This is a genomic window from Streptomyces sp. PsTaAH-137, from assembly GCF_003259365.1.
GTDB lineage: Bacteria > Actinomycetota > Actinomycetes > Streptomycetales > Streptomycetaceae > Streptomyces.
Genome location: NZ_QLLY01000018.1, coordinates 143,870 through 161,380 on the forward strand (window position 1 = coordinate 143,870; position 17,511 = coordinate 161,380).

Annotated in this window: 17 protein-coding genes; 12 read left to right on the forward strand and 5 right to left on the reverse strand. The window is 71.8% G+C overall.

Features of this window, described 5'->3' with window-relative positions; translation table 11 throughout:
* Positions 1-6 precede the first annotated feature (6 nt).
* Positions 7-1,332, forward strand: coding sequence for a glutamate-1-semialdehyde 2,1-aminomutase (locus tag K377_RS32660; protein WP_111667210.1), 1,326 nt, complete (start codon positions 7-9; stop codon positions 1,330-1,332).
* A gap of 7 nt (positions 1,333-1,339) precedes the next feature.
* On the opposite strand, the gene K377_RS32665 is transcribed toward K377_RS32660, so the two are convergent.
* Complete coding sequence (locus K377_RS32665; protein ID WP_258395208.1) at positions 1,340-2,026, reverse strand: phosphatase PAP2 family protein; 687 nt, start codon at positions 2,024-2,026, stop codon at positions 1,340-1,342.
* Positions 2,027-2,339: 313 nt separating this feature from the next.
* Here K377_RS32665 and K377_RS42075 point away from each other — a divergent pair, with 313 nt between their 5' ends.
* Positions 2,340-4,031, forward strand: a complete 1,692-nt coding sequence (locus tag K377_RS42075) for a serine/threonine-protein kinase (RefSeq protein WP_202455274.1) — start codon at positions 2,340-2,342, stop codon at positions 4,029-4,031.
* 36 nt (positions 4,032-4,067) lie between these two features.
* The gene (locus tag K377_RS32675; protein WP_111667211.1) at positions 4,068-4,430 is read left to right on the forward strand and encodes a hypothetical protein; all 363 of its coding nucleotides are present in this window, start codon (positions 4,068-4,070) and stop codon (positions 4,428-4,430) included.
* A gap of 72 nt (positions 4,431-4,502) precedes the next feature.
* Here K377_RS32675 and K377_RS32680 read toward each other — a convergent pair whose 3' ends face one another.
* Positions 4,503-4,706, reverse strand: a complete 204-nt coding sequence (locus tag K377_RS32680; RefSeq protein WP_111667212.1) for a cold-shock protein — start codon at positions 4,704-4,706, stop codon at positions 4,503-4,505.
* Positions 4,707-5,011: 305 nt separating this feature from the next.
* On the opposite strand from K377_RS32680, the gene K377_RS32685 reads away from it, so the two are divergent.
* The 7 genes from K377_RS32685 to K377_RS32715 all read left to right on the forward strand — a co-directional run bounded on the left by K377_RS32685 (position 5,012) and on the right by K377_RS32715 (position 10,826).
* Complete coding sequence (locus K377_RS32685) at positions 5,012-5,344, forward strand: BatC protein (RefSeq protein ID WP_111667213.1); 333 nt, start codon at positions 5,012-5,014, stop codon at positions 5,342-5,344.
* A complete protein-coding gene (locus K377_RS32690; RefSeq protein WP_111667214.1) occupies positions 5,341-6,549 on the forward strand; it encodes a cupin domain-containing protein in 1,209 nt (402 codons plus the stop codon). The genes K377_RS32685 and K377_RS32690 overlap by 4 nt, the downstream gene beginning before the upstream one ends.
* A gap of 10 nt (positions 6,550-6,559) precedes the next feature.
* Positions 6,560-7,450, forward strand: coding sequence for a sucrase ferredoxin (locus K377_RS32695; RefSeq protein WP_111667215.1), 891 nt, complete (start codon positions 6,560-6,562; stop codon positions 7,448-7,450).
* A 67-nt stretch (positions 7,451-7,517) separates the two neighbouring features.
* Positions 7,518-7,868: a PRC-barrel domain-containing protein gene (locus K377_RS32700; protein ID WP_111667216.1), complete on the forward strand. Its 351-nt coding sequence runs from the start codon at positions 7,518-7,520 to the stop codon at positions 7,866-7,868.
* Between the two features lie 52 nt (positions 7,869-7,920).
* Positions 7,921-8,610, forward strand: coding sequence for a GAF and ANTAR domain-containing protein (locus tag K377_RS32705; protein WP_111667217.1), 690 nt, complete (start codon positions 7,921-7,923; stop codon positions 8,608-8,610).
* 456 nt (positions 8,611-9,066) lie between these two features.
* A complete protein-coding gene (locus tag K377_RS32710) occupies positions 9,067-9,639 on the forward strand; it encodes a transglycosylase SLT domain-containing protein (protein ID WP_111667218.1) in 573 nt (190 codons plus the stop codon).
* A gap of 50 nt (positions 9,640-9,689) precedes the next feature.
* The gene (locus K377_RS32715; protein ID WP_111667219.1) at positions 9,690-10,826 is read left to right on the forward strand and encodes an LCP family protein; all 1,137 of its coding nucleotides are present in this window, start codon (positions 9,690-9,692) and stop codon (positions 10,824-10,826) included.
* A 52-nt stretch (positions 10,827-10,878) separates the two neighbouring features.
* Here K377_RS32715 and K377_RS32720 read toward each other — a convergent pair whose 3' ends face one another.
* The 3 genes from K377_RS32720 to K377_RS32730 all read right to left on the reverse strand — a co-directional run bounded on the left by K377_RS32720 (position 10,879) and on the right by K377_RS32730 (position 15,748).
* Entirely contained in the window at positions 10,879-13,233 is a 2,355-nt protein-coding gene (locus K377_RS32720) for a GH92 family glycosyl hydrolase (protein WP_111667220.1), read from the reverse strand.
* Between the two features lie 80 nt (positions 13,234-13,313).
* Positions 13,314-14,552: a metallophosphoesterase gene (locus K377_RS32725; protein ID WP_111667221.1), complete on the reverse strand. Its 1,239-nt coding sequence runs from the start codon at positions 14,550-14,552 to the stop codon at positions 13,314-13,316.
* A gap of 77 nt (positions 14,553-14,629) precedes the next feature.
* Positions 14,630-15,748, reverse strand: a complete 1,119-nt coding sequence (locus K377_RS32730; RefSeq protein WP_258395206.1) for a serine hydrolase — start codon at positions 15,746-15,748, stop codon at positions 14,630-14,632.
* A gap of 118 nt (positions 15,749-15,866) precedes the next feature.
* Here K377_RS32730 and K377_RS32735 point away from each other — a divergent pair, with 118 nt between their 5' ends.
* Both K377_RS32735 and K377_RS32745 read left to right on the forward strand, forming a co-directional pair.
* The gene (locus tag K377_RS32735) at positions 15,867-16,523 is read left to right on the forward strand and encodes a TetR/AcrR family transcriptional regulator (protein ID WP_111667223.1); all 657 of its coding nucleotides are present in this window, start codon (positions 15,867-15,869) and stop codon (positions 16,521-16,523) included.
* Positions 16,524-16,718: 195 nt separating this feature from the next.
* Entirely contained in the window at positions 16,719-17,483 is a 765-nt protein-coding gene (locus K377_RS32745; protein WP_111667224.1) for a dienelactone hydrolase family protein, read from the forward strand.
* The last annotated feature ends 28 nt before the right edge of the window (positions 17,484-17,511 follow it).

Below are 17,511 nucleotides of genomic sequence, written 5' to 3' on the forward strand. Positions count from 1 at the left end.
GACGGCTTGCACCAGAACAACATCTCGCTGCCCCGATCCCAGGCGGCGAACGAACGACTGCACGCGCTGATCCCCGGCGGCGCCCACACGTACGCCAAGGGCGACGACCAGTACCCCGAGGACCTGGCACCGGTCATCAGCCACGGTCGGGGCGCGCAGGTGTGGGACGTCGACGGCAACCGCTACGTCGAGTACGGCTCCGGCCTGCGGTCGGTCAGCCTCGGCCACGCCCATCCGAAGGTCACCGAGGCGGCACGGCGCGAACTGGACCGCGGGAGCAACTTCGTCCGGCCGTCCATCCTGGAGGTTGAGGCCGCCGAGTGCTTCCTCGCCACCGTGCCGACCGCCGAGATGGTGAAGTTCGCGAAGAACGGCTCCGACGTGACCACCGCCGCGGTGCGCCTGGCCCGCGCCGCCACCGGGCGCCCGCGGGTGGCCATCTGCGCCGACCAGCCGTTCTTCTCCGTCGACGACTGGTTCATCGGCACCACACCGATGTCAGCCGGCATTCCCGACGCGATCAACGAACTGACCGTGATGTTCCCCTACGGGGATCTGGCCGCCACCGAAGAGCTGCTGACCCGGTACGAGGACGAGATCGCCTGTCTCATCCTCGAACCCGCGGGCCACACCGAGCCTCCGGCCGGCTATCTCGCGGGGCTGCGCGAACTGGCCGACCGGCACGGCTGCGTCCTGGTCTTCGACGAGATGATCACCGGTCTGCGCTGGTCCGAGGCGGGCGCCCAGGGCCTCTACGGTGTCGTCCCCGACCTCTCCACGTTCGGCAAGGCGCTGGGCAACGGGTTCGCGGTCTCCGCGCTGGCCGGACGCCGCGAACTGATGGAACGCGGCGGCCTGCGCAACCCGCACGACCGGGTGTTCCTGCTGTCCACCACCCACGGAGCGGAGACACACTCCCTGGCGGCCGCGATGGCCGTCCTCACCACCTACAGGGAAGAGGGCATCACGGCCCGGCTGCACCAACTCGGCGAGCGGCTGACCGCCGGAGTCCGCGAGGCCGCGGCGCGGGCGGGCGTCGGCGACCATGTCGTCGTCCGCGGCCGGGCCAGCAACCTCGTCTTCGCCACCCTCGACGAGAAGCTGCGGCCGTCGCAGGAGTACCGCACGCTCTTCCTGCGCCACCTCCTCGCGGGCGGGGTGCTCGCACCGTCGTTCGTGGTGAGCAGCGCGCTCACCGACGCCGACATCGATCAGACGGTCGACGCGGTCGCCGGGGCGTGCGAGGTGTACCGCAAGGCGCTGGACGCGGGGGACCCCGCGCCCTGGCTCGGCGGGCGGCCGGTCAAGCCCGTCTTCCGCCGCCTGGCGTGACGGGACGTCAGCGACGCACCGGGAGGCCGGCCCCGGACATCCGGCCGGCCGTCCGGTCCACCAGCCATCCGGTCGCCGGAACCACGGCGAGCGCGGTGCACCAGCCGCCGAGGACGTCCGTCGGATAGTGCGCGCCCAGGGCGACCTGGGCCCACCCCATCGCGGCGCCGCCCACCAGCGCGACACCCAGCACGAGCACGAGCCCCGCCGTCCTGCCGAGCCGGAGCAGACCGGCCACGAGCAGCGCCAGCGCGACCGCGAGCGCGGTGGCGAAGGCGGTGTGCCCGCTCGGGTACGACAGATTCCCGGGGCCGTGAATGGTCCGCCCCACCACCTGCTTGAGCAGGGTCGTCGTCCCCACGGACACGACGGTGCCCGCGGCGAGGAGCGCCGCCGAGCGTGGCCGGCGCAGCAGCAGACAGCCCGCCATCAGGGCCGCGACCAGCGCCACCGAGCCCACGGGCTCCCCGAAGAAGTCGAGGGCCAGGGCGACGCGCCGCCACGGCTGCCCGACACTGTCGTCCGTCGGATCGACGAACCACCGGTCCACGGTGCCGGGTTGGGTGTGGCCCGCGTACAGGACGGCGACGACGGCGACCACCAGGGCGGCGAGCACGGCGACGCGGCCGAGCCACGCGCGCGACGGCCGGTGGAGCGCCGAGGGGGCGGGGCGGCCCGGTCCGGGCCCGCTGATTCCCGTACCGCGGGGATGCCCGTCGTGTCCGCCGTCCAGGTCCGCTTCTGCCAGGCGATCCAACGCGAGCTCCCTGTCGTCTCCGGCCGACCGTCCAGCGACCATCATCACCCCTCGGACGCCGTTCATGTGCCGGAAAGCGGGCGATTCGTCAGGTGATGCGCATCGGCCGTGCATCAACCTGTTGCCACACTGTGCAAGAGTTACGAGTCGGTGCGAGTCTGCGGCGAACAGACATCCACAAGCGCTTGCTGGCGACATGATGTCTGCCCTGCGTGCGTGGGGGCGCGGGTGAACTTTGGGGGATGGACCGGTGACAGGAATACAGGCGACCGCCGCGGGCGATCCGGAACACATCGGTCCTTATCGAGTGGTGGGCCGGCTCGGCGCGGGCGGCATGGGACGCGTGTACCTGGCGCGGTCCAAGGGCGGCCGCGCCGTGGCGGTGAAGGTGGTCCGTCCCGAACTGGCGGAGGACGGGGAGTTCCGGGCGCGCTTCGCGCGCGAGGTCGCCTCGGCCCGCCGGGTGAACGGGGTGTTCACGGCCGGAGTGGTGGACGCCGACACCGAGGCGAACCCGCCCTGGCTGGCCACCGCCTATGTGCCCGGACTCTCGCTCGACACCGCGGTCGCCCGGCACGGGGCGTGGGGAGTCACGCAGGTGACCACGCTGGCGGCGGGCCTCGCGGAGGCGCTGGAGGCCATCCACGGCGCGGGACTCGTGCACCGCGACCTGAAGCCGTCGAACGTGCTGCTGGCGGCCGACGGGCCGCGGGTCATCGACTTCGGCATCTCGATGGCGACGGAGTCGAGCGCGATCACCCGCACCGGCGTGGTGATCGGGACGCCCGGCTTCATGTCGCCCGAGCAGCTGACGGGGGAGCGGGTCGGACCGGCCAGCGACGTCTTCGCGCTGGGTGCGGTCCTCGCGTTCACGGCGTCCGGCTCGGGCCCCTTCGGCACGGGCTCGGCGCAGGGACTCATGTACCGGGTCGTGCACGGCGAGCCCGGCCTCGACGCGGTCCCGTTGTCGCTGCGGCCGCTCCTCGCGCGGTGCCTGGCCAAGGACCCGCTGGCCCGGCCGCAGGTCGGGCAGCTGCTGGCGGAGCTGACCGACGTGGCGGGCGCCGCCCGGACGACCCTGCTGTTCACCGGCGCGGACTGGCTCCCGCCGGCCGTCGCCGAGGGACTCCGGGAGGCGTCCGGCAACGCGATGGGCAAGAGCGGCGGCGACACGCCGGTTCCGCCCGGCACACCGCCGCCGTACGGGCCGTCGACCCTCACGGCACCGGGCGCGCCGACGCCGCCGGTGCCCGCGACGCCACCTCCCGCCTACACGCCCACGGCGTTCGGCGGGACCCCGCCGGGGAGCTTCGGGCCGCCGATGGTGACCCGCCCCGCGCCGCTGCCCGGTCCGCCCGGCGGGCCGTCGTCGGGCCGCCGTGCCGGGATCATCGCCGGCGTCGTCGCCGGGGCGCTCGCCCTCGGCCTCGTCGCCTGGAAGGCGGACGCCCTCCTCGGTGGTTCGTCGGACGACGACGCCGGTCCGAGCCCGTCACCGACCTACTCGTCCTCGTACTCGTACTCCTCCGACGCACCGACGCCCTCGTACTCCGGCTCCGTCGCGTCGGACAGCCCGTACTCCAGTCCGTCCTACTCCGGCACGGCGGAGGGGATCTCGGGCCGGTGGGACGGCAACTACATCTGCAATCAGGGCGTCACGGGCCTGTCCCTCGCCATCCAGCAGCACAGTGACGGCACCGCCGACGCGGTGTTCTCGTTCTACCCGGCCCCGTCCAACCCCGGGGTGCCCCGCGGATCGTTCGCGATGAAGGGGACGTTCACCGGACGTGTGCTGACCCTGCGGGCCAGCCGCTGGATCAACCGGCCGTCCAATTTCGACGCGGTGAATCTGTCGGCGGTCTACGACACGTCGACCCCGGATCACCTCGACGGTCTGATCCTCGGAGGGAACTGTTCTACCTTCTCGACCGAGCGATCCTGACATCCGGGCGGGCAGGGCCGCATAGAATCTGCGGCCATGTCCAAGCCTGACGCACTGCTCGTCGATCTCGCCGCCACGGTCGAGGCCGAGCAGACTCATCGCATGTCCTTGACCGTGGTCGTCGGCGGCGCCGTCATCACGGGGCTGCTGGCCCCGGAGGCCGTCTGGCGGGAGCGCGTGTCCGAGGTGTTGACGGACTCCACGGAACTCGGCCCGTTCGCGCGGGTGTTCCCGGTGCCCGAGAAGAAGCCCGCCGTGGACCCCACGCACCTGCACTTCCACCTCGCCCGCATCCTGCAAGGGAGCATGGGCATTCCGGAGACGGGCGGCATGTACCGCGTCGCCATCGACGACGTGACCGCCTGGACGGTGGGGGACTTCGCCTACTCCGAGCACTGACCGACGCGACGAAACGGATGAGGGGCTCCGCCGGTGGGTACCGGCGGAGCCCCTCATCCGTTGGGGCGGTCGTCAGGCGGTGACGATGTTCTCCGCCGTCGGGCCCTTCTGGCCCTGCGCGATGTCGAAGTTCACCTTCTGGCCCTCGATCAGCTCACGGAAGCCCTGCGCGGAGATGTTCGAGTAGTGGGCGAAGACGTCCGGGCCGCCCCCGTCCTGCTCGATGAAGCCGAAGCCCTTTTCGGAGTTGAACCACTTCACGGTGCCGGTAGCCATGTCTTGTCTCCTTCGGAGCAGTGATCGGAACGCACACCGTGCGCGCCCCGAGTCGCCGCGATGATTGCCCACCCGGAGAAGAACGCCGGAAAACAAAAGTTTCGGGAACCACAACTGCAACTTCGATCGACCCTAGCAGTCTGTGCGGAAATGTGGGTCTATTTCCTTTCTGTCGGGATGGAGCCGGGGCCGCCGCCGCTCCGGTTGCCGCCCGGAACGGGGTGGGTGAGTTTGGTCGAAGAGTGGGGACACGGGGTACGCGGAGGCGTCACCCCGCCCCGACCGCCCCTTCCAGAGGAGGACACATGACGAACCCCGGACAGGACCCGAACCAGGACGAAGGTCCCGCGGACGGCGGTGCGGCGGGCACGCCGGGCGTGCACGACGGCGGTGCCGACGGCGGTGCGGAGGGTCCCGCGGACGGCGGCGCGTCCGGTACGCCGGGTGTGCACGACGGCGGTGCCGACGGTGGCGCCGAGGGCCCCGCGGACGGCGGTGCGGCGGGCACGCCGGGTGTGCACGATGGCGGTGCCGACGGCGGTGCGGAGGGTCCCGCGGACGGCGGCGCGTCCGGTACGCCGGGTGTGCACGACGGGGGCGCCGACGGTGCGGCCGACGAGGACGGCAGTGGCGCTTGAGCATCACTGACCTCACGTCCGAGGACGCCGACGCCCAGCGGGGCGTCGGCGTCCTGGACACCCGCCTCACCCGCCTGAGCCGGGCCGACTTCGCCCGCGACCACTGGGCGCGCAAGCCCCTGCTCACCCGCGCGGCCGACGACTTCACGGACCTGTTCTCCGCCGACGCCGTCGACGAACTGGTCTCCCGGCGCGGCCTGCGGACGCCGTTCCTCCGCGTCGCCAAGGACGGAGCCACCCTCCCCGACGCCTCGTTCACCGCACCGGCGGGCGTCGGCGCCACGATCGGCGACCAGCTCGACGACACGGCCCTGTGGCGCGCCTTCGCCGACGGCGCGACGCTCGTCCTCCAGGCCCTCCAGCGCACCTGGGAGCCGGTGGCCGACCTCGTCGCCCGGCTCGGCACGGAACTCGGCCATCCGGTGCAGGCCAACGCCTACGTCACCCCGCCGCAGAACCGCGGGTTCGACGACCACTACGACGTGCACGACGTCTTCGTGCTGCAGATCGCGGGCACCAAACGCTGGATCGTCCACGAGCCGGTCCATCCCGACCCGCTGCGGGACCAGCCCTGGACGGACCGCCGCGCCGCCGTCGAGGAGGCCGCGAAGGGCGAGGCGTACCTCGACACCGTCCTCGCGCCGGGTGACGTGCTGTATCTGCCCAGGGGGTGGCTGCACGCCGCGCAGGCGCAGGGCGCCGTCTCCATCCATCTGACGCTCGGCGTCCACAACTGGACGCGCCACGCGCTCGCCGAGCAGCTGACCCGGGCCGCGCTGGACCTGCTGCGGGACGATCCCGAGATGCGCGGATCCCTGCCCCTCGGCATCGAAGGACCCGCCGAAGACCTCGCCCTGGTCCGCGAACGCCTCCTCGCCGCCCTCGCCGAGGCGGACCCCGCACCCCTCTTCCACCGGACCCGGCGCGGCCAGGCCCGCCCGGCACCGCTCGGACCGCTGGCCCAGCTCCGGGCCCTCGACGACCTCACCCCCGACGCTCCGGTACGGCTCCGCGCAGCCCTGGAGGCACGCCTGGAGGGCCACCGCCTGCACACCCGGGTCGGCTGGCTCGACCTCCCCGGCGAGGACCTCCCGGCCGTGCACCGCCTGCTGACCGGCGACGACGTCCACACCGCCCACGACCTGGGCGGGGCACTCGTCGAGCGACTCCTGCGCGCGGGCGTCCTGGTGCCCGCCGGACGATGACGGGGCAGCGGTGACCGCGGCGTCCAGGTTCTTCTGCTCCGACGCGGCCCGCTCCCGCGCCGACCCCCTGGCGGGCACGGCGCCGTACGGAACGACGTGGATCCTCGTCGAGTACCGGGGCGGCTGGCCGCCGAACGGCTTCGACGGCCTGCCGCTTCAGCCCGACACCAAGCGCCTGGTGTTCGCCGCCGCCCAGGCGCTGCGGGCCCGCATCCTGCTGATCCGGCGCCACGGCCGCCGCCCCGCCGACGGCCCCCCGCGCTGGGCGGTCCTGCGCTACGAGGACGACGGCGCCCACCGGCAGACCTGGGGCACCTGGAGCCGCGACGAGGACCTCCTGGGCATCGTCGCCGCGCTCGCCGCCCCCGGCGACCCGGGAGGACCGCCCGTCGTCCTCGTCTGCGCCCATGGCCTGCACGACGCCTGCTGCGCCGTCCGCGGACGGCCCGTGGGACGCGCGCTGAGCGAGCGCTGGCCCGACCTGGTGTGGGAGTGCACGCACATCGGCGGCGACCGATTCGCCGCCAACGTCGTGGTCGCGCCCGACGGCGTCTACTACGGCAACCTCGACGCCGCGTCCTGCGTCCGGGTCGTCGAGGAACATCTGGCCGGCCGTGTCCACGCCGACCACCTGCGGGGATACACGAACCTCTTCCCGCCCCAGCAGACGGCGGTGGCCGCCGTCCTCGGACGCTTCGGCCCGGCCGGCCGGCATCACTACGTGATCGGGGAGACGGTGCGCGACAGCGATCGCTGGCTCGTCCGGGTCACGGGCCGCGCGCCCCGTTCGCCGGTGCACGACGTCGACGTACGGTCCTACCGGACCCCGCCGCGACAGCTCACCTGCCGGGGCCGGTCCATGAGTTCCACCGTCGTCTACGAGGCCACGATCCGTCCGTGAGGTTTGTGCGGCCGGGGGAGCGGTCAGGTGGACGCGGAAAGACATCGGGCGCCCACCGGAGGCTGACATGTTCGAGGCGGAGAACATCCGTGACTGGCTGGACCACGACGTGGTCGACGAGGAGGGGCGCAAGATCGGCTCACTGGAGTCGGTCTACGTGGACACGGCCACCGACCAGCCGTCCTTCGCCGCGGTGACGGTGGGCCTGCCGACCCGGAAGCGGATCACCTTCGTGCCGCTGTACAAGGCCGTCGTGGCGCCCTCCCACGTGAAGGTGGCCTGGTCCCGGCAGCAGGTGAAGGACGCGCCGTCCATCGACACCGACGGGGAACTCCTGGCCGAACAGGAACAAGAGGTGTTCGCCCACTACGGCCTGGACTACGGAACGGGCGGCACCCGCCGCCTGGCGCGGCGCTGACCGCGGCGGTCCGTGGGAGATTGGGAGCCGGACCGCGGGGCAGGGAGGACGCATGGACTGGCAGGACTTCGCCGTGCGGCTGGCGTCGACGGCCCGGGAGCTGTTGGCGCAGGACTCCGTGGACGGCACGCTCGACAAGGTGACCCACTCCGCGGTGGACCTGATCGACGGGTGCACCGCGGCGGGCGTCCTCCTGCTGCGCCGTGGCACGGCCAAGACCCTCGCGCCCACGGAGCAGCTCGTCAACGACAGCGACGCGCTGCAGGCCGAGCTGGGCGAGGGCCCGTGCTACGACGCGGCACGCACCGGCCACCCGGTGTTCCGCATCAAGGACCTCACCGAGGAGCGGGTCCGCTGGCCCGCCTACGCGCCGCGCGCGAAATCCCTCGGCATCGGCAGCATGATGGGGTTCCTGCTCTACACCGAGGACGAGGACCTGGGCGCCCTCAACCTCTACTCCAGGGAGCCCGGCGCGTTCACCGAGGTCAGCGAGACGGCCGGCTGGACCCTCGCCGCACACGCCGCCGTGGCGTTCTCCAGCGCCAGGGAACACGCGCAGCTGGAGCAGGCCGTCGCCAGCCGGCACACCATCGGCGAAGCCATGGGCATCCTCATGGCCGGCCACCAGCTCTCCGAGCGGGAAGCCTTCGACACCCTGCGCCGCGCCTCGCAGGAGAAGAACATCAAGCTCCGCGAGATCGCCGCCCTCGTCTGCGAGCGGGGCGGACTGCGCGAGGACTGACCGGCGCGCTCCCGGGGAGGGGGTCGGTTCTCCTGGCTACAGCCTGAACCAGGAGAACCTCGGCACGGCAGACCCCCCGGGAGGGTTTTCATGCTGCGCGCGCCGTCCTGCTGGAGTAACCCGGCACGCGGCTTCCACACCTCACGAGAGCCTCCGGATCATGCATGACCGCCCACCATCGTGGGCAGGGGCCAGAGGCGTCCGTTTTCGCCGTGTCGGACCCCTTTTGCTGTGAGCCCACCCATATGAGCCACGGCACATGCGAACGACGGTAGTAGCCGCCCCGCACCGGAAAGCACCCGGCGCGCCCGCGCCTGCCCCCTCTCTCCTGCGTACCCGGGTAGTAGGTCACACCTTTGCCTCCACGCACCACGCGCCGCTAACCCTGATTGATGTCCCTGGGTGGCGCGCATCGGCCCGCCCTGATCCCCGTAGCACTCTGGAGAGTCAGTCAGCATGGCCATCACCTCGACGCTGCCCCGCATCGGCCGCCTCGCCCGCATCCGCCGGTTCTCCGGGGCCGGCGCCGCCACGGTGGGCGCCGCCGCCATGGCGCTGACGCTGGTCCCCGGGTCCGCCCAGGCCGCCGAGCCCGCCGCCGCGAAGGCCGCTCCCGCCGTGAAGACCGCCGCTCCCGCGAAGGCCGCTCCTGCGAAGGCCGCGAAGGCCGCCGCTCCGGCCAAGGCCGCCACGCCCGCCAAGACCTACACGGACAACCTCGACGGCTGGATCCGCGAGTCGCTCGACATCATGAAGGCCAAGGGCATACCCGGCACGTACGAGGGCCTGCACCGCAACATCATGCGCGAGTCCTCCGGCAACCCGAACGCCGTGAACGGCTGGGACGTCAACGCGCAGAACGGCATCCCGTCCAAGGGCCTGCTCCAGGTGATCCAGCCCACCTTCGACGCCTACCACGTGTCCGGCACCGAGAACAGCCTGACCGACCCGGTCGCCAACATCACCGCGGCCGCGAACTACGCCGCCGACAAGTACGGCTCGATCGACAACGTCGACTCCGCGTACTGAGCCGCCCGGCACCGCGTCACAGGCCACCGGTCACCGAAGAAGGGCAGGACATGCCGCACGAGAGCGGGTACGAGCACCAGGCGCACCCGACCGACCGGCCCACGGTGCCCGCCTACGGGCCCGCGCGGGTCCGCCGCTCCCGGCACAGGAAGCGCAGGAGCGCTCTGCGCTGGATCGCCTGGGGCGCCCTGGGCACGGCCCTGGTCGGCGGCGGAGGCGTCGCCTACGCCTGGCAGCACCTCAACGGCAACATCAAGGGCACCGACGTCAACGCCGCCCTCGGCGACGACCGGCCGAGCGAGCAGCGCGGCGGTGCCATGAACATCCTTCTGCTGGGCTCCGACTCCCGGGCTGGGACCCACGGCCAGTACGGCAGCGGCGTCCTCGGCGCCCGCGCCGACACGGCGATGGTCCTGCACGTCGACAAGACCCACAAGAAGGCCTCGGTCGTCAGCATCCCCCGCGACACCCTGGTCGAGCGCCCCGCCTGCGACAAGAAGGGCGGCGGCACCGTCCCGGCGGCGCACGAGGCCATGTTCAACTCGTCCTACTCGCTCGGCGGCCCCGCCTGCACGGTGAAGACGGTCGAGAAGATGTCGGACCTCCGCATGGACCACTACCTCGAAGTCGACTTCAAGGGGTTCCAGAAGCTCATCGACGAGCTCGGCGGCGTGGACATCACCACCAGCAGCGCCATCCGCGACCACAACAGCGGCCTCTCCCTCGACGCCGGGAAGCACCGGCTCAAGGGCAAGGACGCCCTCGCCCTCGTACGGACCCGGCACGGCGTCGGCGACGGCAGCGACCTGGGCCGCATCCAGCTCCAGCAGGCGTTCATCAAGGCCCTGATCCACCGCGCCGACACCGTCGACCCGCTCGGCAGCCCCGCCAAGTCCTACGCCCTCGCGGACACCGCGACCAAGAGCATCAGCGCGGACTCCGAACTGGCCTCCGCCGACAAGCTGCTCGGCCTCGGCAAGGAGCTGAAGGGCATCAGCCCCGACCGCACCGGCATGGTCACCATGCCGGTCACCTACGACCCGCAGGACGCGGGCCGGGTCCTGCCCCTCGACAAGGCGTCGCACCGCGTGTGGACGGCCCTGCGCCACGACCGCCCCGTCCCGAAGTCGGCGACCCACGACTCGGTGGGCGACCGGACCGACTCGCCGGTCGTCTCCGGAACGTAGAACTGCCTCCCGTGGCCCCTCATGGGGGTAGGGGCCACGGGAGGCAGCGGGCTCAGTCCCGCGCCGCCAGGGCGGGCGGGGCCGCGTTCACGCCCCAACTCGTCGGCGTACCGGACAGGTTGATCCTGATCGTCCCCGAGCGCAGCAGATCCTTGTGGGACAGCCAGCTCTGGCGCAGCGTGCCCTGGCGCGTGTGCACGGAGGACACGTACTGGAGCTTCGACGCGCTCGCGCCTGGAGCCTCCACGGCGATCGTCCGGCCGTGCTCGGGACGGATCTCCACCTTCTCGAACATGGGCGCCGAGACGATGTAGTTCGCCGACCCCGGCTGCGCCTCGAAGACACCCGCCATCGCGAAGACGAGCAGCGACGAGGTGGCACCGAGATCGTCGTTGCCGGGCATGCCGTACGCGTCGTCCGTGAACAGCGTGCGCAGCGCTCGCAGGACGGCCGAGGTCTTCCACGGCGCGCCGGTCCACGCGTACATCCATGGGGCGTGGAAGTCCGGCTCGTTGTTCGGGTTGAACGCGAAGTTGTTGTGGTAGTCGTACGCGCCCGTCACCCACGAGTCCGAAGCGGCCTTCGCCGGATCGGTGAGCACGGTCGGCAGGTCGAAGAACGTGTCGAGCCGCTGCTCGGCAGCCGACCGACCGCCCATCAGACCGAAGAGGGTCTGCGGGTCCTGCTGGGCGAGCCACTGGTACTGCCAGGCCGTGCCCTCGTGGAACGCGCCGGACTGGGTGGGGTCGGGGTCGCCCGCGACGCTGCCGTCGGCGTTCTTGGTGACGGGGAACCCGGTGAAGCCCTTCGACGTGACACCGGAGTCCCAGAGGTGGGTGAAGTTGTCGCAGCGCGAGGCGAGCGTCGCCGCCTTGTCCCGGTGACCGAGGCCGCGCGCCATCGTCGACAGCGAGCAGTCGGCGAGCGCGTACTCGAGCGTGGCCGAGCCCGCCTGCCGGCTGTCGCCGAACGTGTAGCCCGGCAGGTTCTGGTAGCCGACCCAGCCGTTCTTCACGTAGGTCGGGTTGCCGTCGCGGCCGCGGAAGACCGACTGGTCGGCGGGGACCTCGTTGGCGTTCTTCCAGAGCGCGTCGAACAGGCCACGCGAGGTGCGGTCGTCGAGCAGGCCGCGGTTGTAGAGGTCGACGATCCACGGGGTGACGGGGTCGCCGCTCATCACGTTGGTCTCACCGCCCCCGAGCCCCCAGCGCGGCAGCCACCCGGCGTCCTCGTAGATCCGCAGCACCGACTTGGCCATGTCGGCGGCCTTGTCCGGGTGCAGCAGTGCTACCAGCTGGTTCTGCGAGCGGTACGTGTCCCAGAGCGAGAACATCTGGTAGTACGTGGAGTCCGAGCGGTGCACCTTGTCGTCGAAGCCCCGGTAGCGGCGGTCGACGTCGGAGCCGATCGACGGGTGCAGCAGCGAGTGGTAGAGCGCGGTGTAGTACGTGCGCTGGTCGGCGCGGCTGCCACCGGCCACCCGCATCCGGTTCAACTCGGTCTTCCAGTCGTCGTGCGCGGCGGCTTGGGCCGCGCCGAACGACTTGGGCTGCTCGGCCTTACGGTTCAGGCGCGCACCGTCGACCGAGGTGTACGACAGGCCCACCGACGAGCCGACCTGACGTCCGCCGGCCCGGTCGAACGTCAGCCAGGCACCGGCCCGCTTCGTGCCGCGCGTCGCCTCGCGCTGCCCCGCGGTCAGGGTGCCGTCGGTCCAGGTGCCGAACGAGGAGAACGTGCGGTCGAACTTGGCGCTGAAGAAGACGCGGTAGCGCTCCTTGCCGGTCTCACCGCAGAAGTTGCCGCCCTGGACCCAGCCCTCCACGGTGTCGTTCCCGACCACTTTGATGTCGCCCGCGTAGGTGCTGCCGTTGCTCTCCCCGGCCTCGATGAGCACGCTCTCGGGGCCGGACCCGGCGGGATAGGTGTAGCGATGCTGGCCGGTCCGCCGGGTCGCGGACAGCTCGGCCTCGATGCCGTTGTCGAACGTCACGCCGTAGTAGCCGGGCGCGCGTGTCTCGTTGTCGTGGCTGAACTTCGCGGCGTACTGCGCCGGATCCGAGGAGGTGACCGCGCCGGTCGTCGGCATGAACCGGATGTTGCCCATCGTCTGACAGCCGACACCCGACAGGTGCGTGTGGCTGAAGCCGAGGATGGTGTTCTGCGCGTAGTCGTACGAGGCGTATTTGTTGAGCTGCGTGTCGGGGCTCAACTGCACCATGCCGAACGGAGCCGCGGCGCCCGGGAACGTCGTGCCGTCACCGTTGTTGCCCACCGAGGTGTCGACCAGGGTGGTCGGATCACCCGCGAACACCGGCCCCTTCGCCGCGGCGTTCGCGACGCCGGCGGAGGCCGCCATGGTGGTGACGACCAGCAAGGCGGTGAAGACGCGTCTCAGCGCTCTCATCGTGATCCTCTCGTGCGACAACGTTGTCAACTCGTGCCCGCTGATCCTTTCGTTCCGGATGGGGATCCGTCAATGAGCGTTCACGAAGCGGTCGTTGGCTCCGGTCCGGACCGTCGGCCCGGGGATCGCAGCACGAGCAGGGTGATCTCGCTCGGGGCGAAGACGCGGAAGGGCGGGCCCCAGAAGCCGGTGCCGCGGCTGGTGTAGAGGAGCGTGCGGTCGCCGTGCCGGCTGAGCCCGGCCAGCGCGGGCTGGTCGATGCGGACCAGGTGGTGGAAGGGCCAGATCTGGCCGCCGTGGGTGTGCCCGGAGAGCTGGAGGTCGATGCCCGCGGCTGCCGCCCGGTCGATGAACTTGGGCTGGTGGGCGAGGAGCAGGACGGGATGACCGGGGTCGGCGCCGTCCAGCGCCCCGGCGAGATGGGCGCGGTGACCGGCCAGACCGGAGGATTCGGCGGTGACATCGTCGACGCCCGCGACCACGAGGGTGTCGCCGCCGCTTTCGAGCAGCAGATGGCGGTTGCGCAGCGGCTCCCAGCCCAGTTCGTCCATCAGGTCGACCCAGCCCTGAGCCTCGCTGTAGTACTCGTGGTTGCCGGTGACGTACACCCGGGCCCTGGTGGCCTGGACGGTGCCGAGCGGTGCGGCCTGCGCGCGGCGGCGTTCGGCCGTGCCGTCCGCGATGTCACCGGTGTGGCAGACCAGATCGGCCTCCAGGGTGTTGACCGTCTCGCAGACCCGCGCCGACCAGCGGGCCCGGTCGAGCGGCCCGTAGTGGGTGTCGGTGATGAGCGCGACGCGGGTGCCGTCCAATCCGGCGCCCAGGCGCGGGAGTTCCACGTCCAGGCGGCGCACCCGTGGCACGCGGCGGGCCTCGACGTACCCCCAGACCAGCAGCACGGCGGCCACGCCGAGGACCGCCCAGGTGACGATCCGCGCCCGGTCCTGCCCGTCCCCGACGCCGGCCACGACCAGGGCGAGCCGCAGCAGGACGCCGAGCAGCACGGACCAGGTGAACAGCACCCAGCTGGAGCCCAGGAGGGAGTCCCCGACGATGGCCGCCCCGTCCTGCTGCCGCCGTCCGTGGCCGCGCATCATCGCGAGCGGCATCGTGATCAGACCGACGGCGAACACGACGGTCCCGGCAAGCGTCACCGGGAACGGCCAGTGCTGACCGCCGTACAGCAGCACCCAGCAGGGCACCGCCCACAGCAGGACGGGCGCGATCAGGGGGATGTAGCGCATCAGCCGGCGGAGCCCGCCAGCCTCGGGCGGCTCCGCCGCACCGTCGGTGGGTCGGGTCTCGCTGGTGTCGGTCACGTGTCCCCTCCTCGAGCAACCGGGCTGCCGTCGCGCGCACTGTATCCGGTCGCCGGAGGGGGGTCGGAACGGCAGGGTCAGCCGTACATCGCGACGCGGTACAGATCCTCCAGCGCGGCATCGATGGGATGGGGCTGCGGCCTCCCCGAGGAGTCCAGGGTGTTCCACCGTTGCAGGTTCACCGCGACGGCCATCTGCCGGCGGCCGTCCGCGCGGGTCATGGCCAGGGTGCCCGCGCCCCAGGCCGTGCCGCCGTGGCCCCAGAAGGTGTCCCGGCCCGGGGCGGTCATCGGGTGCAGGCCGAGGCCGTAGTCGATGATCCGTCCCTCCTGGGAGACCACCGGGGCGGTGCGCCGCATCTGGGCCAGTGCGTCGGGGCTGACGATCTCGCCGGCCAGCAGCAGGGCGAAGAAGCGGTTGAGGTCCGCCACGGTCGATGTCAGGGCCGCCGCCGGTCCCACCCAGGACATGTCGAAGACGCTGTAGTCCCGTGGCGGGTCGATCATCCCGAACCACGACTCGTAGATCCGGGAGTGCGGCTCTTCGATGTGCGGGCCGGTGGGCAGGCGGGTGTCGCGGAGCCCCGCGCGCTCGATGACGTTCCGGGTGATGCACTGCTCGGCCGTCGCCCCGGTCACCGCCTCCAGGAGTTCGCCGAGGAGCAGGTAGTTGGTGTTGGAGTAGAGGCCGGGAGTACCGCCCGGTGCGGCGAACGGGGGCGCGTCGACGCCCATCCTGATCAGCTCGGCGGGGTGGAACCGGGTGAACCGGTGGTCGTCGAGGCTCTGCGGTCCGGTGTTCGCGAGGTCGGGGAACGCCTTGAGGGACGGATAGGCGTACGGGAGGTACTCGGCGAGCCCGCTGGTGTGGTTGAGCAGCATGCGGACCGTGATCGCGTCGCCGCGCGGTCCGGGCACCGACGTCGGCAGATAGGCGCTGATCGGGGCGTCGAGAGCGATCTCGCCGCTGTCGACCAGGTGCAGCACCGCGGCGGCGGTGAAGGGCTTGGTGACGCTGCCGACGCGGTGCCGCATGTCGGCGGTGACCGGGCGGCCGGTGTCGACATCGGCGACACCGGCCGCGCCGCGCCAGATCTGTTCGCCCGCGCGCACCTCGGCGAACAGGCCCGGAATTCCGGCGTGATGGACGTGCTCCAGGGCGGCGTTCAGCTTTTCGGGATCCAGCTCGTTGCTCACAGCGGGCGTCCTCTCGTCGTCCGGGGAGAGCCCCCGGGACGCTGATGCACTCAGTATGCACGCGGTGCGTGCAACAGCAAGTGCATGAATTATGCTGGGAGTTGGCGAGAGGAGCGACATGGCAGGTCGCAGGCGGTGGACGAGCGAGGAGATCCTGGACGCGGCGGCGGACCTGCTGCGCACGAGCGACGCGGAGTCGTTCAGCGTGCGCAAGCTGGCCGCGGCCCTCGGGACCGACTCGTCCAGCCTCTACCGGCATTTCCGCAGCAAGACGGAGCTGCTGCGCGCGGTCGCGGACCGGATCCTGGTCGCGGCGATGGACGGTTACCGGCCTCGGGGCGGCGACTGGAGGGAGCGCATCACCGCTCTCGCGCTGCGGTTGCGGGAGGCCTTCGAGGGGCAGCCGCAGCTCGCCGCGGTGTGGGGCCGCCATGCGTCGGGCGGCAACGGTTCGCGGCTGGTCATGGAAGAAGTGCTGCAGGCCCTGCGGGAGTCGGGGCTGCCCGACGAGGAGATTCCTGCGCGATATCACCGTCTCGCCGTGCTCATCGTCTCGTTGATCGCCTCCGAGGCCGCGGTCCGCACGCTGACGTCCGAGGAGTACGAGCAGGGCATGGAGCTGTTCCGCGTCGCCGTGTTCGGCGCCGACCCCGAGCGCTTCCCCGCGCTGGCCCACTTCGCCCGGGACGTTCCCCCGCTCGGAGCGGACCGCCCGGCGGCGTTCGAGGAGATCCTGGCCGCCCACCTCGACCACATCGAGGCCGCCATCGAGTAGGGACGGCCTCCCGGTCGCGCCCGGAAACCGTTTGGCGTCCGGCCACGACCGCTGCTAGCTTTCGGGAGGCCGTGCGACAGAACGAGGAGGTGGTACCCGTGACCGTATTCACTTGGGTGCTCTCCTCCGGAGCCACGGTCGGGCGATAGGTCGTCCGGGAGCGCCGCTTTCCGAGCACTCCCGAAAGGCACGACCATGCACTTCACTTCTGAACGCTCCCTCGGGGGCGCCGTCGTCGAGCGCGCGTTCACCCTCGGCGACGTCCCCGGCATCCTGTGGACGCCCGCCGCCGCATCCGCCCCCACGCCCGTGATCCTGCTCGGCCACCCCGGCGGCCTGGACAAGATGTACCCGCGCCTGGCCGCCCGGGCCCGGCACTCCGCGGCGCAGGGCTTCGCCGCGGCCACGATCGAACTCCCCGGAAGCGGTGACCGGCCCCGGTCGGCCGTCGCCGAGGAGGCCCGCGCCGACCTGCGCCGGGCCCTGGCGGCCGGTGAGCCGGTCACCGACGACATCGTGGACCGGCTCGTCCTTCCCCTGGTCGACCGGGCGGTCCCGGAATGGCGGACCCTGGTGGACGCCCTCCTGGCGCTGCCCGAGATCGACGGCCCGGTCGGCTACTCGGGCGGCGTGATCTCCATCGGGACGCGGCTGGCGGTGGCCGAGCCGCGCATCGCGGCCGCCGTCCTCTTCGCCGGCAGCTTCGTCCCTCGTGCTGTGTACGAGGAGGCCCGCGACGTCACCATTCCGCTCCATGTCCTCCTGCAGTGGGACGACAAGGGGAACGACCGGCAGGCGGCCCTGGATCTGTTCGACGCCTTCGGATCGAAGGAGAAGACCCTGAACGCCAACATGGGCGGACACACCGGTGTCCCGCAGCACGCGGGTGACGCGGCGGCCGCCTTCTTCGACCGTCATCTGAAGCCGGGCGGCGCTTCTTGGCGCGGTCCGGTCGAGTAGTCAGGTGCGGGGGGGGCGGGGTGTGAGC